The sequence below is a fragment of the Aneurinibacillus danicus genome (assembly GCF_007991215.1).
Lineage (GTDB): Bacteria > Bacillota > Bacilli > Aneurinibacillales > Aneurinibacillaceae > Aneurinibacillus > Aneurinibacillus danicus.
The window spans coordinates 16,888-38,469 of record NZ_BJXX01000083.1 but is presented as its reverse complement, the minus strand read 5'-3'; the positions used below and the strand labels follow the sequence as shown (position 1 = coordinate 38,469).

General features: G+C 47.0%; 22 protein-coding genes. 2 read left to right on the top strand and 20 right to left on the bottom strand.

Annotated elements, in window-relative coordinates; all coding sequences use genetic code 11:
- Positions 1-259: 259 nt before the first annotated feature.
- The 3 genes from ADA01nite_RS09955 to ADA01nite_RS09945 form a co-directional block, all read right to left on the bottom strand.
- On the bottom strand, positions 260-1,702 hold the full coding sequence (locus ADA01nite_RS09955; protein WP_146809807.1) for an RNA-guided endonuclease InsQ/TnpB family protein: 1,443 nt from the start codon (positions 1,700-1,702) through the stop codon (positions 260-262).
- A gap of 208 nt (positions 1,703-1,910) precedes the next feature.
- Positions 1,911-2,192 (bottom strand): hypothetical protein, encoded by a 282-nt coding sequence (locus ADA01nite_RS09950; protein ID WP_146809806.1) that lies wholly within the window; start codon positions 2,190-2,192, stop codon positions 1,911-1,913.
- Positions 2,193-2,287: 95 nt separating this feature from the next.
- A complete protein-coding gene (locus ADA01nite_RS09945) occupies positions 2,288-3,637 on the bottom strand; it encodes an APC family permease (RefSeq protein WP_170230220.1) in 1,350 nt (449 codons plus the stop codon).
- A gap of 315 nt (positions 3,638-3,952) precedes the next feature.
- Between ADA01nite_RS09945 and ADA01nite_RS09940 the strand changes: the two genes are divergently transcribed.
- Positions 3,953-4,555, top strand: a complete 603-nt coding sequence (locus tag ADA01nite_RS09940) for a TetR/AcrR family transcriptional regulator (RefSeq protein WP_146809805.1) — start codon at positions 3,953-3,955, stop codon at positions 4,553-4,555.
- On the top strand, positions 4,552-4,977 hold the full coding sequence (locus ADA01nite_RS09935; protein WP_146809804.1) for a DUF5367 family protein: 426 nt from the start codon (positions 4,552-4,554) through the stop codon (positions 4,975-4,977). Before ADA01nite_RS09940 ends, ADA01nite_RS09935 begins: the two co-directional genes overlap by 4 nt.
- A 25-nt stretch (positions 4,978-5,002) precedes the next feature.
- Here the strand turns inward: ADA01nite_RS09935 and ADA01nite_RS09930 are convergent, their stop codons facing one another.
- The 17 genes from ADA01nite_RS09930 to ADA01nite_RS09850 all read right to left on the bottom strand — a co-directional run bounded on the left by ADA01nite_RS09930 (position 5,003) and on the right by ADA01nite_RS09850 (position 21,564).
- On the bottom strand, positions 5,003-5,650 hold the full coding sequence (locus ADA01nite_RS09930) for an amino acid ABC transporter permease (protein WP_146809803.1): 648 nt from the start codon (positions 5,648-5,650) through the stop codon (positions 5,003-5,005).
- Between the two features lie 29 nt (positions 5,651-5,679).
- The gene (locus ADA01nite_RS09925) at positions 5,680-6,336 is read right to left on the bottom strand and encodes an amino acid ABC transporter permease (protein WP_146809802.1); all 657 of its coding nucleotides are present in this window, start codon (positions 6,334-6,336) and stop codon (positions 5,680-5,682) included.
- 184 nt (positions 6,337-6,520) lie between these two features.
- Entirely contained in the window at positions 6,521-7,375 is an 855-nt protein-coding gene (locus tag ADA01nite_RS09920) for an ABC transporter substrate-binding protein (protein ID WP_146809801.1), read from the bottom strand.
- A gap of 26 nt (positions 7,376-7,401) precedes the next feature.
- Positions 7,402-8,130 (bottom strand): amino acid ABC transporter ATP-binding protein, encoded by a 729-nt coding sequence (locus tag ADA01nite_RS09915; protein ID WP_146809800.1) that lies wholly within the window; start codon positions 8,128-8,130, stop codon positions 7,402-7,404.
- 231 nt (positions 8,131-8,361) lie between these two features.
- On the bottom strand, positions 8,362-9,003 hold the full coding sequence (locus ADA01nite_RS09910) for an ABC transporter permease (protein ID WP_146809799.1): 642 nt from the start codon (positions 9,001-9,003) through the stop codon (positions 8,362-8,364).
- Positions 9,004-9,007: 4 nt separating this feature from the next.
- Positions 9,008-9,898, bottom strand: a complete 891-nt coding sequence (locus ADA01nite_RS09905; RefSeq protein WP_146809798.1) for a glycine betaine ABC transporter substrate-binding protein — start codon at positions 9,896-9,898, stop codon at positions 9,008-9,010.
- 20 nt (positions 9,899-9,918) lie between these two features.
- Entirely contained in the window at positions 9,919-10,575 is a 657-nt protein-coding gene (locus ADA01nite_RS09900; RefSeq protein WP_146809797.1) for an ABC transporter permease, read from the bottom strand.
- Between the two features lie 3 nt (positions 10,576-10,578).
- Positions 10,579-11,712 carry an ABC transporter ATP-binding protein gene (locus tag ADA01nite_RS09895; RefSeq protein WP_146809796.1) on the bottom strand — a complete coding sequence of 378 codons (1,134 nt, stop codon included), beginning with the start codon at positions 11,710-11,712 and terminating at the stop codon, positions 10,579-10,581.
- 208 nt (positions 11,713-11,920) lie between these two features.
- Positions 11,921-13,444 (bottom strand): histidine ammonia-lyase, encoded by a 1,524-nt coding sequence (gene hutH, locus ADA01nite_RS09890; RefSeq protein WP_146809795.1) that lies wholly within the window; start codon positions 13,442-13,444, stop codon positions 11,921-11,923.
- A gap of 132 nt (positions 13,445-13,576) precedes the next feature.
- On the bottom strand, positions 13,577-14,035 hold the full coding sequence (gene hutP, locus ADA01nite_RS09885) for a histidine utilization transcription antiterminator HutP (protein ID WP_146809794.1): 459 nt from the start codon (positions 14,033-14,035) through the stop codon (positions 13,577-13,579).
- Positions 14,036-14,193: 158 nt separating this feature from the next.
- A complete protein-coding gene (locus ADA01nite_RS09880; RefSeq protein WP_146809793.1) occupies positions 14,194-15,663 on the bottom strand; it encodes an efflux RND transporter periplasmic adaptor subunit in 1,470 nt (489 codons plus the stop codon).
- 27 nt (positions 15,664-15,690) lie between these two features.
- Positions 15,691-17,217 (bottom strand): DHA2 family efflux MFS transporter permease subunit, encoded by a 1,527-nt coding sequence (locus ADA01nite_RS09875; protein WP_246147286.1) that lies wholly within the window; start codon positions 17,215-17,217, stop codon positions 15,691-15,693.
- A gap of 15 nt (positions 17,218-17,232) precedes the next feature.
- The gene (locus ADA01nite_RS09870; RefSeq protein WP_146809791.1) at positions 17,233-17,886 is read right to left on the bottom strand and encodes a beta-barrel domain-containing protein; all 654 of its coding nucleotides are present in this window, start codon (positions 17,884-17,886) and stop codon (positions 17,233-17,235) included.
- A 34-nt stretch (positions 17,887-17,920) separates the two neighbouring features.
- The gene (locus ADA01nite_RS09865) at positions 17,921-18,379 is read right to left on the bottom strand and encodes a MarR family winged helix-turn-helix transcriptional regulator (protein WP_146809790.1); all 459 of its coding nucleotides are present in this window, start codon (positions 18,377-18,379) and stop codon (positions 17,921-17,923) included.
- A 191-nt stretch (positions 18,380-18,570) separates the two neighbouring features.
- Entirely contained in the window at positions 18,571-19,302 is a 732-nt protein-coding gene (locus ADA01nite_RS09860) for a glycerophosphodiester phosphodiesterase (RefSeq protein ID WP_146809789.1), read from the bottom strand.
- A gap of 83 nt (positions 19,303-19,385) precedes the next feature.
- Positions 19,386-20,702 (bottom strand): ABC transporter substrate-binding protein, encoded by a 1,317-nt coding sequence (locus ADA01nite_RS09855; RefSeq protein ID WP_146809788.1) that lies wholly within the window; start codon positions 20,700-20,702, stop codon positions 19,386-19,388.
- Positions 20,703-20,769: 67 nt separating this feature from the next.
- A complete protein-coding gene (locus ADA01nite_RS09850; protein ID WP_146809810.1) occupies positions 20,770-21,564 on the bottom strand; it encodes a carbohydrate ABC transporter permease in 795 nt (264 codons plus the stop codon).
- Positions 21,565-21,582 lie beyond the last annotated feature (18 nt).

The following is a 21,582-nucleotide window of genomic DNA, read 5'->3' as shown; positions in this document are numbered from 1 at the left end:
CTTCTTTTTTGTATATCGCCATGTCTCAGCGGTGACTTTTATATCTTATCAAACTCGAATCTTTTTGTCAATAACTTTTTGTTGTTTTTTGATTCGATATTGCTTTGACAGCAACTTTTATATTGTATCAAATTCATTAACTTTGTACAATACTTTGTTTTTGTTGCGGCAACGAAATTAAATTTATCATATCTTAAATATGAACACTCCCCCACTTATCGCATGCGCGCGTGAAGTGGGGGTTTCCTGGGTGAATCCGTCACCGGACCTTCACCACAAGTGGAGTTGACACACAAACAACCCCTCTATTTCCTCCGCGAAAGGCGTCGGAAACTGCTTTTCGGATAATATTATAGGCGGCATTCACATCGGCATTCCACACGATCCCGGTTCCGCTCTGGTACAGCCCGCGTGCGATCCGTTTTCCGCTGAAAAGGGGCGCAGCTGTAAATTCCCCATAGACAGGCAGCGGGTCATTTGCTAAGAAATCGGCCTGGGAGGTGTAGCTCTCTTCGGTGGTGAGCACCCGAATCCCCGCTTGTTCTCCTTTGTATGTCAGCATCTGAATGAACGATTCAAACGGAAGAAACGCAAACGTTTGCTTCGCGCCTTTGCGCATGGGGACTTCGTTCTTCCACCCTTTGCTTTTTCCGATTACAATGGTGTCAATTTTCCAGGCTTTTGCCTGTTCGATAATACGGAAGCTGGCTTTATGAAGGAAATCTTTAATTTTCCGCTGCCGTTTTTGATCCAGACGAAGCAGACGTTTGCTGTGAAACGGCCCTTCGTTGGGCTGTTTTCCCTTGCGCAGGATCGCCGTATAATAGGCCCGCTGTTTGTTGTAGAACTGGTTGATGCTTTTGACCACGCCGCCCTTAACAATTACCGGAGGCTGTCCGATATTGTTTGCGAGAGTTGCGGCGTTGTTTACCCCCAGATCAATGCCAAGAATGCGAGTGGGCTTCTCCGAAAGAGAAGGCGTTTCCTCCTGCTTGCAGACCATTTCAATCGTATACGCCCCATACGAAGGGATGATCCGGACTTCCTGAAGGTTTTTTATCCGCATACCTAACTTGCCGAGGTTGAGACGCTGGGATGTTTTCGGAAACTGAAGGTACTTTTCTTGTTTCACTTTGCATACCTGGTTGGAGAAGAAAACAGCCGTAACCCCATTCTTTTTCTTATACTTCGGTATGCGGGGACGACCGGTAAACGCTTCGGGGTTTGCTTTATACGCTTTTAGGCTGGCAAAAAAGGAGGTCCAGTTGTCGTAGACCTTGCGCATGACTTTTTGGTTCACCTGTCCGGGAAGGGCGATGTAGTCGGGGTGTTTGGTAAGTTTTAATATCCCTTCGAGAAGGCCATAGGGCAAGAACGGTTTTTCAAGGGTCGGCATGGCATAGAGGTTGGCGTCCGGAATCTGTTTTCGTTCTTCTTCCGGTTTCGTCGCCTCTTTCCTCCGGCGTTTTTGCACGTAATCGATCTGGATTTGGTTCAATGCAGGAAGGTGCCGATAGATGAAATCAATGGCTTCCTGTTCTAAGGTGTGCCGCTCGTTTTCTTCTTTTGGCAGGCCGGAAAAAAGCTGGCGGATGTAGAAGTTGGTTACATTGTAGAGGTAATTGGCTTTCCGGCAGAGGTCTTCACAATAGGCGTAGAAACGGTGCCCTTTTTTGATGTGAATCTGCTGGGCACGGTACATGGTTTCCCCTCCCTTTTCCTATGCCTTCATTATACCGAACAAATGTTTCTTTTAAAAGAAAAATGAGAGATTTTGTTTCGTTTTTCATTCGAAGGCGATTCATCCCCTCCCTATCGCTTTTAGCGATGGAGGAAGGGGTCTTCTCGCCCTAAAACGATAAAAAAATGACCGCTTTTTTCGCGATCATTTTTTACACTTCATTTCTACATTATTTTATATTTCCTTGCGTTTGAATTTGTTGAGCCTGAGCCAAGCGTTCACGTGCCTCTGTCAGTTGCTCGGCTGACTCGGCTACCGCCCTTTCGTTCTCGCTTGTCTGCGCCTGTGCAATAGCGTGTTCGGCTTGTTCAATTGCATTCTCTGCTCCTTCAAGCGTCTGCGACGTCGGATGCGACTGCATTTGCGCGGTTGCATTTTTGGCATTTCTTACCGCATTCTGTGCCTGGGAAATCGGATTTTGCGTCTGCATGGTGGATTGCTGGTCACGCATGGTCGTCTCCTCCTGCTCATATCTTAATGTTCTTCCTTAATATGAGCTTCTGCTCTTCCGCTTATCCATTCCATCCTTTATACAGTTTAACCCAACTATCCTGCCGCCTTGACCGTCTCTTTCCGGTTTCTTGCCCGCCCGCGTTGGAGCATAAAATAAACCGGCAATCCCGCTAGCGTTATACCAATCGCCAAAAGACTATCCTGCGGATTGTCAAAGATTGTGCTTATTACAACGAAGCCAGATCCGATAATGGCGACAATCGGAATAAGCGGATACAGCGGTACGCTATACACACGCTTTACGTCCCGATTCCGTTTACGCAAAATAAACACCGCAAAAAATGCCTGAATATAGAACAGATATACGGAAAAAATCGCGATTTCCGACAGACGATCCGGATTGCTGATAATCATCATAACAACGGCAAATACGATTTGCAGTGTCGTCGCGTATACCGGAGTACCAAACTTATCATGTACTCTCGATAAAAGACCGGAACCCGGCAACTGTTCACGCTCTGCCATCGCGTACGGCACACGGGGAAACGTTAGAATTTTGCCGTTTAGGCAGCCGAAAATTGAAACCAGGATACCGATGCTAATTAGTTTACCGCCAATATCACCGAACAAAACAGAAGCTGCGGTTCCCGCCGCATTTTCCCCTAACGCTACAACTTTATCAGCCGGAAGCACTTGCAGAAGCGCCACATTCACCAGCAAATAAATGGCTGTCACAAGCGAAAGGCCCGTAATAATGGCGCGCGGCAAAAGCTTGGCCGGATTTTTCATTTCGCCTGCTACAAAACCAACCAACATCCATCCGTCATACGCCCACAAAGTGGCCAAAACGGCAGCTCCTAAACTCACTTCTGTACTAGAAATCCCGCTGCCGATACCCAGTACTTCGTTGTTTCCCTTCCAAATGCCAAACACAATAATTAAAGCAATAGGAATCAGCTTACCGACTGTAGATAACGTCTGTACAATGCCCCCGTACTTCGTACCGATACTATTGATTATGCCCAGAAATACGACGGATCCGATTCCGAGCCATAGCTTCCACTGTCCTTCTAATGAGAATAAATTGGCCAGCAATGAACCAAAATACAATCCGAGCGCGCCAATAATCGCTGGCCCATAAATAATCGTCTGTACCCAGCCGCTTAAATACCCCCATACCTTGCCATACACTTCTTCCAAATATACATACAAACCACCTGTTTTAGGAATCTGAGAACTGACCTCTGCAATGGTGAGTCCGCCCGCCAATGTAATAATGCCGCCCAGTATCCAGGCCCAGAGCGCCATGGTCGAATCGCCTGCATACTCTATGACCTTGCCTGGTTTCATAAATACACCGGAGCCTATAACAGTTCCGATTACAAGCGACATCGCGACCGTAAAGCCAATTTCCTTTTTAAGTTTATTTTCTGTCATCCCCATAATTTTGTTCACCCCACAGGAACACGTGTCTTTCTATAGAATACAAAAACATCATACCACCCTTTTCGGGAATATCTATTTTTCAATTAATTAAAATTATTTTTCTGTAAACTTTTCTTTTAATTCTAACTTTATTTAACGTAATGTGGAAAAAGGCGTGCGCCTTTTTCTCCCCTGGCTCTCATTTCCTCTGTCCCTCTCCTTCTTTCTTCATGATTTTCATAAAAAATGAGTAATTTACAGAGCTTTTCCTTTGTTATACAATAAATTCAAGTTAGTTATTTAAATAACTTAGTATAGAGGTGAAAAAATACTATGGCAAAACCAAATGTCGTATCCAAACGAGACCTGCTGGACTCCGCCAAAACATGCATTGTGGAACAAGGCATGGATAAACTGACGCTCAAAGCCGTGGCGGAGGGTGCCGGTGTAACCCAGGGCACAGTGTATTATCATTTCCGTACGAAAGAGCAGCTCTTGTTCGAAATTGTTAAAGATCTATGCGAATCTTCATGGGAGCAGGTTGAAAACAACGATGCACCCCGTCATCAAAAACTGCAAGAGGCATTAAAAGGAGCACACAAACGATGCACGTCTGATTTGTTTTATCATCAACTCTTCTTCTCTTTACTGGCTTACAGTTTCCAACACGAGAAAACGAAAGAACAGCTAAACAACCTGCTCTCTTTTGAGAATGAAACCTTGTCCAGACAGCTTGCATCATTATGGGACACCTCCCCTGTAGAGGGTGTATCCTTTGACACATGGGGCATCCTGCTAAATGCACTTGTCGACGGACTGGCTATTCAGGCGTTGCTGTCCGATTCATTTCCTGCTGATAAGGTATACAGCGAATTGGAATCGCTCCTTACATACCGGGCAACCAAAAACAAAGAAGAGGAGTGCGAGAAAAAATGAAAAAATTCTCCTTTACCATCTTATGGGCTTTATTCATATGGGCAGGCGCTACATTATTTTTTGTTTTATTCGGCCAACAGGTGCTTATCGAACCTTCATCCAAAGGCTTTTGGCTTGTTCTGTTTCTTCTTGAAGCCGGTACAGCGGTGCTTCTATACATTCTCACCATGCTTTATATCCGGTTTGACCAATCATCGAATGCCGCCATTACATTCGCCATTTGCGGTACGGTCACCGGGCTGTTCCTTGATACTTTTTCTATTTCCAATCATTCATTTCTTTTTGCAGGTTTTTCTAACGGCCAGGTTATTGCTTTCACAGCCTGGATGTCCTTCGCCTATGCATTATATATAGCTATTCCCCTGCTTATTCACTATAGAAGAAGAATATTGAAACAACAAAAAACGAGGCGGCACGGATAGGTAATCCGACCCCTCGTTTTTACGTTTACCGAGAATGCTCCAGCCTTCGTGCAATCACGGACAGGCTGAAATTCACCACAAAATACATAACGGCAATTAGCAGTAGAATCGGAATTACATACGTAATTTTCGTGTTGTAAATAACCTGACCGTTATGCATTAATTCCGGCAGAGCGATGATAATCGCAAGCGACGTATCCTTCAATAAAGAAATGAACTGGCTCACAATCGGCGGAACCATACGACGCAACGCCTGCGGAAGGATAATATAGCGCAGCGTCTGCGTATAATTCAGCCCCGACGCACGGGCAGCCTCGATCTGTCCCTTATCCACCGACATCAAGCCGCTGCGGACAATCTCGGAAATCATCGCAGATTCGAAGATTGTCAGCGCCGCCACCGCCGCGCTGAACACTTCGAGCTTAATACCCACGTCGCGCAAAGCGAAATACACAAAGAAAATAATCAGCAGCAGCGGCAGATTTCGAATCATTTCCACCCATACAAACATGACTTGCGACAATACCGGGATTTTTGTATACCGTATAATCGCAATGATAATTCCGAACACAAAAGACAAAAGAATCGCCAACGCCGCCACTTCAAGCGTCACCAGAAAACCTTCCAGTAAATATTTTATATTCGGCCAGCTATACGCCCCGGCAAAATCCATACGCTACACTCCCTTCTTCCCCTGACTGTTTATGCATGCTTCAAACGGCGCTCGAGCCAATTCACCAGGATGGATAAAGGCACAGTAATTGTTAAATAAAAAACCGCAACCAGAATGTATGTCTCAAATGTGTTAAATGTATTTGAAGATACAATATCTGCATGGTACATTAAATCCATTCCTGCAATGACGCCCAGAATGGACGAGTTTTTCACAAGGTTAATAAACTGGTTGCCGAGCGGCGGAATCACAATCTTAAATGCTTGCGGCAGAATTACATACCACATGGCCTGAATATAGGTCAATCCCGATGCACGGGCCGCTTCCATCTGCCCTTTCGGTATGGAATTAATGCCGGCCCGAATTGCTTCGGAAATAAATGCGGCCGTATACACCGTAAGGCCAAGCGTCCCCGCGGTAAAAGAGTCAATCTGAACGCCGAGTGACGGGAGACCAAAATAAAAGAAAAACACTTGTATTAACAGCGGGGTATTGCGAATGAATTCAATGTAGGAGCGGCCGAGGATAACAAGGATACGAAGCGGCGAAATGCAAAAAATGGCAATGACGGTCCCCAGCGCAAGGCTTGTGATCAGAGAAATCAAACTGATTTTCAATGTCGTAATCAGTCCGCTCATGTACTCGCTGTTATATTCCGTCCAAATCTCAAGTATTGTCTGCAGCATAGGCTTTGTAACCCCTTCTTTCAGATAAGAAAAACCCGCAGGCGCTGCCGCTCATCCTTTTTCCACACAGAAGACAAGCGGCCGCTTTGTGGCCCTTCGGTCGGCACACGCCTCACAAGTTTTTCCTCGATTATTAATGGAAGAAAAGGGCCTGCGGCCACTGCGCCGTCAGGCCCTTTCCCACTTATTTTTTCGGTGGCTTCTCGCCAAACCACTTTTCGTAAATCTTGTCGTATTCACCGGAAGATTTCAGTTCGGAAAGCGTCTCATTTACCGCTTTCAGCATTTCCGCGTCGCCTTTACGCACCGCAATTCCGTACGGCTCATCCGTAAAGAGACCTCCTACGAGCTTGAAGTTCGGGTCTTCTTTCTGCATACCGAGCAGAATGGAGTTGTCAGTCGTCAGCACATCACCCTTCTTAGATTTCAGGGCTGTAAATGCTTCTGCATAGTTCTCATATTCCGTCACTTTCGCTTCCGGAGCTTTCTCGCGAATGTTTTTTGCGGAAGTGGATCCTTTTACGGCAATGACAGTCTTGCCGTTCAGGTCCTGTACGCCGGTAATCGGAGAATCATTCGGCACAAGCAAGGATTGCCCGGCTTCAAAATAAACCTCAGAGAAATCGACTTGCTTTTTGCGCTCTTCCGTAATTGTCATCGTAGCGATAATCGCATCGATGTCTCCATTATCCAGCATTGGAATGCGTGTTTTCGAAGTTACCTCTTTCAATTCGATTTTTGTCTCATCGCCCATTATTTTCTTGGCTACCGCTTTTGCAATATCAATATCGAAACCTTTCACCTGACCATCAGCCGGATCTTTCTTTCCGAAAAGGTTCGTGTCATATTTTACGCCCACAATCAACTTGCCGCGCTCTTTCGCTGCTGCTACGGCACTTTTCTCAGCGCTGCCGCCTTGGGCCGGGGCTCCCTCGCCCGCACCCGCAGGCTTATCCACTTCCTTGCCGCCGCATGCGGCAAGCATCACAGCCATCACCAGCATAAGCACAACACTGAAAACCGACACTTTTTTCTTCATTTGTTTACCCCCTTTTATTTTTAAAATTAATGGTTCAGGAGACGGCTCAAGAAGGTTCGGGCCCTCTCTTCCTTCGGATTCTCGAAGAATGCTTTCGGCTCGCTCACTTCTACAATTTGTCCCTGATCCATAAACACCACACGATCAGCCACTTCTCTGGCAAATCCCATCTCATGGGTAACGACAACCATCGTCATTCCCTCCCGTGCCAGGCTTTTCATAACTTCCAACACTTCTCCAATCATCTCAGGATCAAGCGCAGATGTCGGCTCGTCAAATAACATAATCTTCGGCTGCATGGCAAGGCCCCTGGCAATCGCCACCCGCTGCTGTTGGCCGCCGGAAAGCGCGCTCGGATATGCATCCGCCTTATGCGTCAGACCAACCTTCTCCAGATAATACCGCGCTGTCTTCTCGGCTTCCGCACGCGCAACTCTGCGTACCTTGATAGGAGCCAGGGTAATGTTCTCCAGCACGGTCATGTGCGGATACAAATTAAAATGCTGAAACACCATGCCAATCTCCTGGCGCAAAACATTCAAATTCGTTTTCCGGTCATGGACATTTATTTTATCGACAATCAACTCACCGCTTGAAATTTTCTCCAGATGGTTAATACAGCGGAGCAACGTCGACTTTCCGGAACCTGAAGGTCCTATAATGACCACAACTTCCCCCTCGGAAATCGTTAAATTAATATTCTGCAGCACATGGAAATTGCCATAGTATTTATCTACTTGGCGAAACTCGATCACTATGTACCTCCATAAAATCTTGGTTTTATTTCCTATACTTCCTTGATAATACTATAATTGATTGATAATTGTAAATATTTTATTTATAAAAAAATTCAATTATTAAATATCTATAATTAATAAAGGATTAATAAAAAATATTTACCTTAATTGATTTGTAAATAAAGAAAGAGCTGCGCATACTGCACGCAACTCGTAGAGGAGCATTTATACTGTATCTTTGTACTGCCATTACTCAACACTCGCTCGTTTCTGCACTATACCCAGCAGGAAGTCAGCAATAATTGCAAGCAATGCCGCGAGAATGGCGCTTGAGTAAATTCTAATGGGATCACGTAAATTGATACCTGAATAAATTTCTTTCCCAAGTCCTTCTCCACCAATAAATGGAGCAAGGGTAGCAACTCCTATGGCAATGACAGCTGCAATTCGAATTCCTGCTACGATAAACGACAAAGATAGCGGGATTTGAACCTTTGTCAGTAATTGAAATGCCGTCATACCAACACCCCTTCCCGCCTCTATTGCCCCTTTATCCACTTCCTTAAGTCCAACATACGTGTTTCGTATAATGGGTAGCAGTGAATAGAGAAACAGACCAATTACAACAGAAGTAAAGCCAATACCAAAAAAGACCATCAGAACCGCTAACATCGCAAGACTTGGAAATACTTGAATTAAGTTTGCAACTGCTAAAATCACGGGTGCTGTCTTTTCTTTTCTGGCTGCAAGAATACCCAGAGGAATACCGACGACAAGAGCCAGCACCAGTCCTGTAAACACCATGACTATATGTTGAAAAGTTAAAGCCAGCAGTGTATCCCAATTGTTTTGAAGATATCTCAGAACATCATTAAAAGTAATGTCGCTCATTGTTTCACCTCCGCTTTAAAAGACCCTGCTTTTCCAGAAATTCTTTCGCAACATCCTTAGGATCACGTTTTTTAAGATCGACTTCCGCATTCAGCATTCGAATCGTATCCAAATCGATTTTGCCGATTAATGGCTTTAATGCCGGTTCGATTTCCGGATATTGTTTTAACGTCTCCTTCAGCACAATGGGTGACGCCAGATACGGCGGGAAGAACTTCCTGTCATCCTCCAATGTCACAAGGTTGAATTCTTCAATCCGCGGGTCCGATGAATAGGCAAGAACAATGTCCACGTCTTTACTCTGCACAGCCGTATACACAAGATTGATTTCCATCGGATTCAATTGTCCGAATGTAAGCCCGTATGTTTTAGAAAATGCATCATAACCATCGTCTTTACGCTCTAACCATGCAGTATCTACGCCCAGTTTCATGTCTTGAGAAATCCCTTTGAGGTCGGAAATTTTCTTCAAATTGTACTTTTCCGCCACATCTTTCCGTACTGTAAACGCATATGTATTTTCAAACCCTAAGGGGTCCATCCATGTAATCCCATAGTGCTTATCAAACCCTTTTTTGGCCTGTTCTAACACGTTTTGCGGATCTTTTGAAGGTTTAACCGGAAACCAACCGTTAAAAATTTCTCCTGTATATGCCGTACCCATCTGTATCTCATTTTCTTTTATTGCATTAATAACAAAAGGACTTGATAAAAGATCAGTTTTTACATCAACATTAATATCGCTCCGGTCTTCAATCAGATACTTGTACATATAGCCTAAAATTTTAGTTTCAGTAAACGTCTGAGTTCCGACTGTAACTGACTTGCCCTGCGTACAGCCTCCAAGGAGGAGCAGTAAGGAGAGAAAGGCAGCCACAAGCGTTATTTTTTTCATTTGATAGCAACCCCCCAGTGTTAGGCAAAGTTATTTTTAGAGTGTTGTCGTTTTGTAACCATTTTCTCAAAGAGGGCAAGTACAAAATCAACTACCAGGGCCAGTACCATCGCCAGGACAGCCGACGCGAAGATCAATGGTTTGTCATAAACAGCCAATCCCCCGACAATAAGTTCTCCCAGCCCTCCTGCACCAATTACCGTAGCCAGTGTTGCCCAACTGATAATGTAAACCGTAGTTAAGCGTATACCTGACATAATGTAACGAACAGCGATAGGTAATTCAATTTTAAATAATCTCTGGCTGGGACTATACCCTACTGCCTTTGCCGCTTCAATAATCCCCGGATCAATTGACTGAAATCCGGAATAGGTGTTCCGTAAAATCGGCAGCAAAGAGTATAAAAAAAGCGTAATAACCGCAGGCGTCGTTCCAATACCTATAAGAGGAATGAGAATAGCCAGCAGCGCCAGACTCGGAATCGTCTGGAAAATGTTTGTAATGGTAAATGACAATGTCCGAACCCACCCAGACGATGTTTTAGCCAGGTAAACCCCTAGAGGAATAGCAACAAGGCACCCCAACAGCATCGCACCTACAGAAAGCATAATGTGCTCAAGCAAGGCGTTATAAAGATCTGACCACCGCTCAATAAAAACTAACATATACCGTTCCATCTCTTACACCCCAATCCCAGGCGAAGGATAAACTTCTGACATATGCCCGACAAGGCTCCCTCTTGTTATTACACCAAGTAAAGTGCCCCCCTCATTTACAACCGGTACATACGCGAGTTTGTTCTCATCCACAATTTCAATGACTTGCGTTAGCATGGTGTCCGGTCCCACTACGTAAGCAAATGGACGAAGAATATCACCAACCCGCTTCGTTTCATCTTTATATTGGCTCAATACATCATAAATGGTGATATATCCTTGCAATTTATCACCTTCATCAATAACAATTAACGTGTCAACTTTCCTGCTCTCCATAATCTTAATGGATGCAGCCAGTCCGCGAGTCGGGTAAGTAGTAACTGGTTTTCTAATCATTACTTCTTCGGCAGTCGGGATTTCCTGTACTTGCTTAAGACGTTTTGTACCAATAAATTCTTTAACAAAATCGTTGGCCGGATGCCGTAAAATTTCTTCGGGCGAACCCTGTTGAACGACGGTACCGTCTTTCATCAACACGATTTTGTCAGCAATTTTCAAAGCCTCGTCCATATCATGAGTAACAAAAACAATCGTCTTTTTAATGTCTTTTTGCAAACGGATAAGCTCATCTTGCAGTTGTTCGCGGCTAATCGGATCAAGTGCACTAAACGGTTCATCCATTAAGATAACAGAAGGTTCCGCTGCCAATGCCCTGGCTACTCCAACGCGCTGCTGTTGTCCACCGCTAAGCTCTGACGGGTACCGCTCGCGGTATGTTTCCGGCTCCAGTCCAACAAGGTTCAGCAACTCATCCACTCGTTTATCCATCCGTTCTTTATCCCATTTAAGCAACCTGGGAACAACCTGGATATTTTCAGCAATCGTCATATGCGGAAAGAGCCCTACACTTTGAATAACATATCCAATGCCTCTTCTTAACTCAACGGGATCGATAGCAGAAACATCTTTACCGTTAACCAATACTTTTCCTGAAGTAGGATTAATCAAACGATTAATCAATTTCATTGTGGTAGTTTTTCCGCAGCCGCTTGGGCCAATAAAAACAGTGATTTCGCCGCTCTTGCATTCTAGATTTACTCCTTTAAGAGCGACGTATCCATCGCTGTACCTTTTATGTACATTTTCGAATTTAATCATATAATTAAACCACCTTCTCCCTGGTTAATGAACGCTTCTTCTCAAATAAAATAAGCTATCTCTTATGTAATAAATACAAGGAAATAGCTTACATTAAGATATTTCCACCCCTCCTTCCTGTTGAAACCGGTATTTTCTTCCATAAAAAACGGAGCAGCAGCGCTCCGGTTATACTTCGACGTATATTTCATCATTGAAGTGGGGATAGTCAGCTTACTTCTTTAAAAAATGGCTTTCCCGTCACCGCCGATACAGGCGTCCGAGTCAAAAACTCTGCTACGGATTTGATATCTTTGGCGAATACCCTGTCTTCTGCCAGCGGTGCCGTTACCTGACGCGCCATCACATGGAATTGTTTCGTTTTAGCGGCCATTTTCTCAACCCCCTGATAGTCCGCCGCCTGCAGCGCGCAAATAAGTTCGATGGATAGGACGTTCCGGCAATTTTGTACGATTTTGTATGCATGGCGTGCAGCAATCGTCCCCATGCTGACATGGTCTTCCTGATTGGCGGAGGACGGAATCGAGTCAACGCTGGCCGGATGCGCGAGCGTCTTGTTCTCGGAAACAAGTGATGCGGCACAATATTGAAGAATCATTGCCCCGGACTGCAGGCCCGGCTGCGGACTTAAGAAAGCAGGTAACCCACTTAACTGCGGATTCACCATCCGCTCAATCCGGCGTTCCGAGATGTTCGCCAGCTCTGCCATGGCAATCTTCAGGAAATCCATGGCCAGCGCAATCGGCTGTCCGTGAAAGTTCCCTCCTGAGATGACTTTGTCGCCATCGTCAAAAATCAACGGATTATCAGTTGCAGCATTCATCTCAATCTCCAGCTTTTCCTTCACATAGCCCAGTGCCTGCCACGAAGCACCATGCACCTGCGGGATACAGCGCAATGAATATGCATCCTGTACGCGAAGCTGGCCCTGTCTGGTAGTAAGCTGGCTATCGCTCAAATAGTCGCGCATCCTCTTTGCCACCGCAACCTGCTCCGGATAGCCGCGCGCGATATGCACCTCTTCCGCAAATGCGTCCGTAATCCCGCGCAAGCCCTCCATTGTTACTGCAGCAATAAGCTCTGCCTGGTATGCGAGCTGTTCGGCTTCCAGATATGTGACTACACCCATGGCAGTCATTGCCTGTGTTCCATTAATCAGCGCCAGGCCTTCTTTTGCCGTGAGGGTAAGCGGCTCGATGCCCTCCGCCCGCAGTGCGGTTATAGCCGGAACAACTTGCCCTTTATAGAAAACTTCGCCTTCCCCCACCAGCGCAAGCGCCAGATGCGACAGCGGAGCTAAGTCGCCGCTGGCACCAAGCGAGCCCTGCCGGGGAATAACGGGATGAATTCGACAGTTTACCAGTGCGAAGAGGCATTCTATCACTTCCCGGCGAACGCCTGAGTACCCTTTGAGCAGCGCATTCGCCCGCAGCAGCATCATCGCCCGCGACACCGTCTCGGGAAACGGATCTCCCACGCCGCATGCATGGCTGCGGATTAAGTTAAGCTGCAGCTTCTCCACATCTTTTTGATCGATCAATACATCGCTGAGCTTGCCGAAGCCGGTATTGATACCGTAGACGACCTTGTTCTCCGCCACGATCTTCTCTACGGCGCGCCGGCTTTCCTCGACACGCTTCATGCTTTCGGCTGACGCTTCTACCTGCTCGTAATCATACAGGACGCTTTGCACCTGTGGTAATGTTAAAGAATGACCATTCAATGTAACCATATGTTGCACTCTCCTTCTTCCAGGCAAACAAAAAGGGGACTACACATGCTCAAATAAAGCGGCATAGACCGCCTTGCTTAAGCAATATGTAGCCCCCTGTCATCTGTTCGCTATGGGCTGATTATTAGACATTCAAATATGATTGATTCCAAGACCCATTGTCTCGTGTTCCAGGCCGCGCACCGGCGCGCCGATCGTGCCATACAGCGCCACGGCAATCCATTCGCCTTCATGTTCGCTGTCGTATGGCCTGCCACGTACGATGGCGAAGTTCAGACCAACCGTACGAAGCACGGTACCCAACTGGACCTGCCCCCGCGTCACACCTTGCATCGCTTCAATAATGGCGTGATAAAGCGCGTGCGTCTCCCTGTAATGAGAACCGTTGATAATCTGCTCTTTCTTGGCGGCAGTTTCAATGGCGGCCACCACTTTGTGCGCATCCATTGAGCCTACTTTCCCTTTGCAAAACTGATATCCTAACTTCTCTGCCTGCGCAAAAGGAAAAGACGCCGCTTCAACCTCGTCTTCTTCCAGCAAAGCCAGCTGCATCGCCAGCTTGCCGATACGGTGTTCAATTCGCAAAGACACGTGTGTACCACTCGCTATCTGTAGCTGACTTCCATTTCACTTCTATTACCAATATATAAATCCGTCAGAAAATAGTCAACATTTTCCCATCTAATTCCACGGTTTCGGAAAGGAAAAGGAGAATCGGCAGCATGCGGTACACGATTCTCCTCCCTCTCCTATTGTCTGACTTCCACTTTGGCATGATCGAACAGCAATGCCACGTTGTTCGTAATGACACGGTCATTCTTTTTCAAACCGCTCGTAATCAATGCCTCCGCACCCTGTTCGCCGCCTTCTTTCACTTCCACACGCTTCGCTTCGCTGCCCTCAAGTACATATACATACGCATGGCCCTTCTCTTTTACAACTGCTGAAGCCGGAATGACAATACCACGGCGAGCATCAGGCGCCAGAATACGTACTTCTGCCAGCATGCCCGATTTCAATTTCAAATCCGGATTCGGCACGGTGATCTGTACCGGGTATCCTTTTCCTTTTTCATCAAGCGGGCTAACGCTTTTCACCGTTCCGGTCGTTACATAATCGAACGCCGCCGCTTTCACCTGCACCTGACTGCCCGGCTGCACATTATTAACCTGATCCGCCGGCAGGTATGTCAGTACGGTTACGCTGTTCAGATTAGCCACGACAAGGACCGGAGCCTGGGCGGATACCATCTCGCCAATCTCCGCATTCTTGGCGCCGATAATGCCATCTATCGGAGAGACAACCGTAGCGTCGTTTAGTGCATCGCGTGCGATCTCTGCTCCTACCTGAGCTTGCTTCAACGCCTGGCGGCTTGCCTCGATGGCTGCCGTGCTCTGCGCTACCTCAATTTGTTTCTGTGCATTCGCATATCCACCGCTCGCATTCTGATAGCTGGAAGATGCAGTATCATAGCCTTTCTGCGCGGTAGCAAGCGCCTTTTTGGCCGCGGCCAGTTTCTCGCGTGCATTCGTGCGAGCGATTTCCGCGCTGCGGTAAGCCGCCTTTGCGTTTACGAGAGCTGTCTCCGCCTGATCAAGCTGCACCTGGGAAGCCGCCCCTTGTTCAAACAACTGCTTCATCCGGTCACGATTCACCGTAGCGTCCCGCAGCGCCTGCTGCGCTTTATCGAAAGACGTATCGGCGTCCTCCACCGCATGGGCGGTTTGCTCAAGCGCACTTTGTGCCTGCGTAATGGCCCCTTGAGCCTGAATCATGCTATTCTTGGCCTGCAGCATGCCGCTCTTCGATTGCACGGCTCCGCCGGTTGCCTGGATAACGCCTGATTCACGGGCCATTTCCGCCGTACGTATGCCCGCCTGCGCCGCCGATACTGCGGCTTCCGCTTTCACTACGGCATTCTTCAAATCTTTATCTTCCAGCCTAAACAGCACCTGTCCTTTTTTCACCCGCATACCGACTTCTACGGGCATTTCTGCAATTTTCCCCGGAATTTTCGGTACAATATTAACCTTTTGGTCCGGCATTACTGTTCCGGTATATACTTTACCGCCAAGTGCGCCTTCCTGCGCCTGGGCTGTTCGGACAAAAACCGGCGCTTCTGGGCCGGTGGCTTCTTTTGCGCTTGTCGTACAGCCGGCCAGCGCAAAGGCTCCCAGCAGTAGATAGACGACCGCTTTCGTTCGCTTTGCTTTTCTCATCTTTTTTCCCTTTCTTTCTCTTAACCTCTATTTCGCCTGCACTTGTGCCTGCGGCGCTTTCTTTTTCTGCTTAAACAAGAATACGAGCGGAATGGTAATAAACAGCGGAATGGCGGAAATCACAAACGTATCCGCAATGGCCCATGTTAAAGCCTCCCGCTGAATCACGCCCCCAAGTGTAGTGATCGCGCTTGTCCCAAGTATACTTTGAAAATATTGCATGCCCTGGTCGGTCACGGACTCGCTGATATGCTGCGCATGCAGCGCGGCCCGCTGCTGCATAATCGCGGTCAATACGGCAATGCCAAACGACCCAGCCACCTGCCGGATAAGGTTGGAGAGCGAGGACGCATTTCCAACCTGCTGCGGCGCTACGGCATTCATGCCTGCAGTAGATAACGGCATCATACAGAGACCGATGCCGATGCCGCGAATCGCAAGAACCGTCTCCAGCCACCCGAACGACGTATCGACCGTCAAACGGTGCAGCTCATACGTCATGACACTCATTAACGTAAGGCCCGTAAGCCCAAGCGGAATGACGCCCACCTTGTCAAACAGGCGGCCTGCCACCGGCATCATCACCGCCATTGCAACCGCCTGCGGAATCAGGATGATACCGGTATCGATCGCCGATACACCCTGGATGTTCTGAAGAAAAATCGGCGTCAAAAATACCCCGCCAAAAAGTCCGACCGTAACCAGACTTGCAGAAATGACGCTTAACGTATAAGTAAAATTTTTAAATAAGCTTAAATCAATGATTGGATGTTCCTTGCCTGTCTCCACCCAAAGCAAAAATACAAACGACCAGAAAGAGATGAACAGCAGGGCTACGATTTCAAACGAGGTCCAGCCTTTCGACTGTCCATTGCTCAACGCATACAGAAGGGTTCCCGCCGAAACAGCAGCCAGCACGAAGCCCCATGTATCGAACTCTCTACCCTCTATTCTTTCCGTCTCTTTCAGCAGCACCGATACGAGCACAATTGCAAGCAGCGCCACCGGAATGTTGATAATAAACAAAAAACGCCAGTTAAACCACTCGATTAAATACCCGCTCAGCGTCGGTCCGACAGCCGGCGCCACCATGGCCGAAATCCCCCACAATCCGAGCGCCATCCCAATTTGCTCGCGCGGCATAATCTTGTAAATAATCGACATGCTTATTGGCATAATGACACCGCCGCCCAATCCGGCGATAATGCGCGCGACAATCAAAGACGTGTCGCTCCAGGCCACAGCGCAAAGCAACGTACCTGCCGTAAATACGCTAAGTGAAATAATAAAAAACTTCTTATAGCCAAGCCGATCTCCCATATACCCGCTAATCGGAATGATAACGCCGGAAGCCAGCATATATCCGGTCAATACCCATTGAATCCGGTCAGTCGTCGAACCGAATACATTCGTCAGCTTGGGAATCGCCACATTGATTAGACTGTTGTTCAAGATGGCGACAAAAGCTCCGACGATGACGGCGATTAACGCAAGCCAGCGATAGCCCGGCGTTTCGGCGGGAGGAGCGGCGGAAGCAGTTGCGGAAGCACTCACATCCATTCCTCCCCGCTATGTAATATGGACTTTAACTTCCACGTTCGTGCCCGGGATCAATTCCATATCTTTCGGTTTGTTGATGGTGATTTCAACCGGGATTCGCTGAGTTACCTTATTGAAGTTACCACTGGTATTGGTTGCCGGTATAAGGGAAAATGTAGAGTTCGAAGCTTTTCCGATTTTTCTCACCTTGCCTGTAATCGTTTTTCCGTTTAGGGCATCCAGCGTGACATCCACAGTTTGACCCGGGTGGATTTTGGAAATATCTGTTTCTTCGATGTTTGCGGATACGTACAGGTGGTTCATATCCATCATCATCGCTACCGGCTGACCGGGTGTGCCCATCTCATGTTCTTTCGTATAAATTTTTACGACTGTACCGTCGATAGGAGCACGCAATACAGAACGGCTGACCATGCTTGGATCCATATTAGCGGGATCTTGTTCTGCGATGGCATCGTTTTGCCTCAAAATATCTCCTTCTTCGACATGAATCCGCATTATTTCCCCGGCAATTTGCGGCATAATTCGATATTGGTCACCTTGAATCCGCGCATCTTCTGTTTTAACGTAATGCGCATCCTGGTACCAGTAGTAGTAACCAATGCCCCCTCCGCTGATGATCATTGCCGAAAGAAGAATCCATAATATTTTCTTTCGATTCATTCTTCTCCCTCTTTCTCTCTTTAACTTTCTCTATCTAAATATTTCGTGTTTGAATTTTCTTCTCTTCCAATCTCTCTTTCAAATGATCGGCTAACAATTGCAACGACCGTACGATAGTTTGCGCTTCTTCTTCATTCATGCCCGAAAACATACCGTCGAAATAGTTATCTTGCAGGACGGGCACTGCTTTACGAACGTCATCGAATTTCTCCCCGAAGTTGACCCAAACGACACGGCGGTCTTGCTCATCCCTAATGCGTCGAACGTATCCGTTTTCCTCAAGCCGATCTACAATACCTGAAACTGTGCTATTGGAAAGCCCCACCTGTTTACTAATATCTGATATTCGCTGCGGTTCATGTTTGAGGCAACGAAGCACAAGAAGCTGCGGACCTGTAATATTGAAAGCAGCAAGCTCACTGGCCAACAATTCAAAGAAGGTATGATTAATCTGCCGTATAAGAAGACGAATCTGCCTGGATGCGTTCTGCATAGCTCTCTCCTTTCTGTATAAAATGTTTCTCCTCCTAATATTTCGTATACGAAATATCTAAAATAGATTATAGCAGGAGAACAAAAACTTACAAGACAAAAGTTGCTGCCCAATTGAAAAATAAAAAGCCCTGTTTACAAAACAGAGCTTAGGGCTTTTCATCCTACTTACAATTTCTGATAGCAGTATCATTATGCTTCTTTCTTCGTCAATCCAAGCATACGATCCGGATAGTTCGTACAAATCTGCAGTTCAGGATGAAGGTCCATTACCCGGCGAATGTGTTCCGGGTCGTCTATGGTCCAGGCAATCATCGTATAGCCTTGCTCAATCATTTCTTTTACAAAGTCCTGCGTCAAATACGGATAAGGAATGGATAGAACAGATGCACCGGTCTCTGCCATTTGTTCATGCAGTAACGTCGACTTTCCCCCAAAAATTAATCCTTTTGTCAGCGAAGGCGCAAGCCTATGCACCCGCTTCACTGCATCGTGGTCGAATGACGTGATATATACCTCATTCTCCATTCCGTATTTGTATACCAGCTCTACCACTTTTTCTTCAAGCCCCGGGTACATGTCGCCTGCCGTTTTTAATTCAATGTTAAGCAGAACTTTGCCGCGTACCTCCGCCAGCACTTCCTCTAACGAAGGAATTCTCTCATCTGTGAACGCTGAACCGAACCATGAGCCGGCATCAAATCGCTTTAATTCTTCCAACGTATAGTCTTTTACCGTACCGTCTGCCTTTACCGTTCTTCCCAATGTAAAATCATGCATTAAGACAGGTATACCGTCTTTTGAAAGCTGTACATCGATTTCCATTCCGCGAATTTCGGAATGCTGCAGTACCAAACGAACAGCCACCATCGTGTTTTCCGGAGCCCGGCCGGACCAGCCCCGATGAGCCATGCAAAGATTCATTGTTCTATCCTCCCGTTTCCTTAAAATATAAACCGGGAGAAAATATAGTCCTCCCGGTCATCAATTATGCCGTTCTCTTACGTTTATTTCCTCAATATTTTCTCCGCTTTCTTCTCGATTGCCGCCATCGCCTCATCTGCCGTAGCCTGGCCAAGCATTGCGCGCTGGAGCTCACCCATAATGACTTCCTGCAGTTCATTATAACCCGGCGCCATCGGACGCGCTTTTGCGTACTCGAGTTGATTGACTGCCACTTTCAAGTTCGGTCTTTCTTTATATACATCCTGCATTTGCTTGGATTCTACAGCTTCTGTCGTAACCGGCATGTACCCGGAAGCGAGCGACCAATCGATTGTTTGCGGCGTGTCAGTCATCCATTTTATGAATTCCCATGCGGCTTTTTTCTCTTCATCAGAAGATTTCGCCAGCATCACCAGGTTCGCGCCGCCGGTCGGTGCGCCATATGTTTTTCCGGCCGGCAGAAACGCCGTCCCCACATCGAATGTAGCGCTCGATTCAAGCATTTTCAAATCGCCGGTCGATGTAAAAATCATGCCGACCCGTTTGTTCAGAAAATCCTGCTTCGCCACATCCCATGCGTTATATTTCTCGCCCGGAGGGTTTTTCATGATGCCTTCCTTCACCATGCTGCTCCACAGATTCAGCGGCGCTTTGCCCGCCCCGTTATTGATGGCAAGCTGCTTGCCGTCTTCGCTCAGAATACTTCCGCCGTTTTGAAAAACAAGCGCTTCATAGAACCAGATATCAATCGGTGTAGAGAAACCGTATGTTTGCGTTTTGCCGCCTTCTTTTTTCGTCAGCTTGCGCGAGTATTCGATCAGCTCATCCCACGTTTTCGGGCCGGCCGGGTCGAGTCCGGCTTCTTTCAGCATATCACGGTTTACGTACAGAAGCGGAGTCGAGCGGTTAAACGGAACGGCATACAGCTTGTCTTTCCAGTATGAGTTGCCCATCAGGCCCGGAATGTATTTTTTCTCCATATCTTTTGCGTACTGTCCCAAGTCTTCAAGTACTTTCGCATCCGCGAACGTGCCTACAACACCCGCTTCCACCATCGTCACGTCAGGCTGGTTGCCTGCACTTACAGCAGACAGTACTTTCGCATGGTTCTGGTAGTAATCGCCCTGATATGCCGGTTTTACAACAATATCTTTGTGTGTTTCGTTAAATTTCTTTACCATTTCTTCAATTTTTTTGCCGTTATTTCCGCCAAGCGCATACCAGAAGTCGATTTCTACCGGTTTGCCGTTCCCGGCTCCGGCCGACTTGTCCCTTTCCGCCGCTTCGCCTGTTTTGGAAGCGGATTGGCTGGAACATCCCGCCACAAGCAGCGACACACTCAACAACACCATCAGAAAAATACCGGTCCACCTTTGCATGTCTGATTTCCCTCCTGGATTTCTTTATAATTTTATTAGGAACAGAGGTCCTATAAAACATCCAATACTATTTGGATTGATATACAAATGCATTGATGATATGCCGCTGCGCGAAAAAGAAGATAATAAGAATCGGGATGATAAGAATCATGTTTCCGGCCATAATAATATGCCAGAACACATCCCCTTCGTTCGACTTCATCATCGCTATTCCGAGCGGAAGCGTGCGCACTTGTTCATCATTCGTCATAATAAGCGGCCAGAAATAGTCATTCCAGTGATAAATAAAACTGAACAACCCGAATGTAACAAGCACCGGTTTGGCCATCGGGGCCATTACAGTCCACATAATTCTCCACTCGCTTGTATTATCCAGCCGGGCCGCTTCAATGACTTCATCCGGTACTTGCATGAACGCCTGCCGCAGCAGGAAGATACCGAATGCGCTCGCCCCATAAGGTAGAATGAGTGACCAGAGCGTATTTACCAGGCTCCATTCGCTCATAAACACATAAATCGGCAGAAAAATCACCTGGGGCGGAATCATTAAAGCCACCAGCGTTAATCCGAACAGCACGTTTCGTCCTTTGAATTTATATCTTGCAAACGCATAGGCGGCAGGTACGGCTGTCAACACCTGCAGCACCAGAATGGCCGCGGCCACAATCAGACTGTTGACGAGATATGTGAGAAACGGACCCGAATTCCAGGCAGCCGCAAAGTTTTCAATCTGCCATCTCTCCGGCAGAAGTGCCGGGGGGAAGCGAAACACCTCCGGCATCGTTTTGAAGGCGGTTAGCGCCATCCACAGGAACGGGAAGGCGAAAATCAGCACCACCGCCAGCAGAGCCAGCCATTCCATCGTTTTGAATATATACAA

What these genes read in the sequence shown, in the direction of transcription:
- ADA01nite_RS09955 (WP_146809807.1), bottom strand. Translation starts at nt 1,702, where the DNA reads ATGTACCGTGCCCAGCAGATTCACATCAAAAAAGGGCACCGTTTCTAC.
- ADA01nite_RS09950 (WP_146809806.1), bottom strand. Translation starts at nt 2,192, where the DNA reads ATGCGTGACCAGCAATCCACCATGCAGACGCAAAATCCGATTTCCCAG.
- ADA01nite_RS09945 (WP_170230220.1), bottom strand. Translation starts at nt 3,637, where the DNA reads ATGGGGATGACAGAAAATAAACTTAAAAAGGAAATTGGCTTTACGGTC.
- ADA01nite_RS09940 (WP_146809805.1), top strand. Translation starts at nt 3,953, where the DNA reads ATGGCAAAACCAAATGTCGTATCCAAACGAGACCTGCTGGACTCCGCC.
- ADA01nite_RS09935 (WP_146809804.1), top strand. Translation starts at nt 4,552, where the DNA reads ATGAAAAAATTCTCCTTTACCATCTTATGGGCTTTATTCATATGGGCA.
- ADA01nite_RS09930 (WP_146809803.1), bottom strand. Translation starts at nt 5,650, where the DNA reads ATGGATTTTGCCGGGGCGTATAGCTGGCCGAATATAAAATATTTACTG.
- ADA01nite_RS09925 (WP_146809802.1), bottom strand. Translation starts at nt 6,336, where the DNA reads ATGCTGCAGACAATACTTGAGATTTGGACGGAATATAACAGCGAGTAC.
- ADA01nite_RS09920 (WP_146809801.1), bottom strand. Translation starts at nt 7,375, where the DNA reads ATGAAGAAAAAAGTGTCGGTTTTCAGTGTTGTGCTTATGCTGGTGATG.
- ADA01nite_RS09910 (WP_146809799.1), bottom strand. Translation starts at nt 9,003, where the DNA reads ATGAGCGACATTACTTTTAATGATGTTCTGAGATATCTTCAAAACAAT.
- ADA01nite_RS09905 (WP_146809798.1), bottom strand. Translation starts at nt 9,898, where the DNA reads ATGAAAAAAATAACGCTTGTGGCTGCCTTTCTCTCCTTACTGCTCCTC.
- ADA01nite_RS09900 (WP_146809797.1), bottom strand. Translation starts at nt 10,575, where the DNA reads ATGGAACGGTATATGTTAGTTTTTATTGAGCGGTGGTCAGATCTTTAT.
- ADA01nite_RS09895 (WP_146809796.1), bottom strand. Translation starts at nt 11,712, where the DNA reads ATGATTAAATTCGAAAATGTACATAAAAGGTACAGCGATGGATACGTC.
- hutH (WP_146809795.1), bottom strand. Translation starts at nt 13,444, where the DNA reads ATGGTTACATTGAATGGTCATTCTTTAACATTACCACAGGTGCAAAGC.
- ADA01nite_RS09880 (WP_146809793.1), bottom strand. Translation starts at nt 15,663, where the DNA reads ATGAGAAAAGCAAAGCGAACGAAAGCGGTCGTCTATCTACTGCTGGGA.
- ADA01nite_RS09870 (WP_146809791.1), bottom strand. Translation starts at nt 17,886, where the DNA reads ATGAATCGAAAGAAAATATTATGGATTCTTCTTTCGGCAATGATCATC.
- ADA01nite_RS09865 (WP_146809790.1), bottom strand. Translation starts at nt 18,379, where the DNA reads ATGCAGAACGCATCCAGGCAGATTCGTCTTCTTATACGGCAGATTAAT.
- ADA01nite_RS09860 (WP_146809789.1), bottom strand. Translation starts at nt 19,302, where the DNA reads ATGAATCTTTGCATGGCTCATCGGGGCTGGTCCGGCCGGGCTCCGGAA.
- ADA01nite_RS09855 (WP_146809788.1), bottom strand. Translation starts at nt 20,702, where the DNA reads ATGCAAAGGTGGACCGGTATTTTTCTGATGGTGTTGTTGAGTGTGTCG.
- ADA01nite_RS09850 (WP_146809810.1), bottom strand. Translation starts at nt 21,564, where the DNA reads ATGGAATGGCTGGCTCTGCTGGCGGTGGTGCTGATTTTCGCCTTCCCG.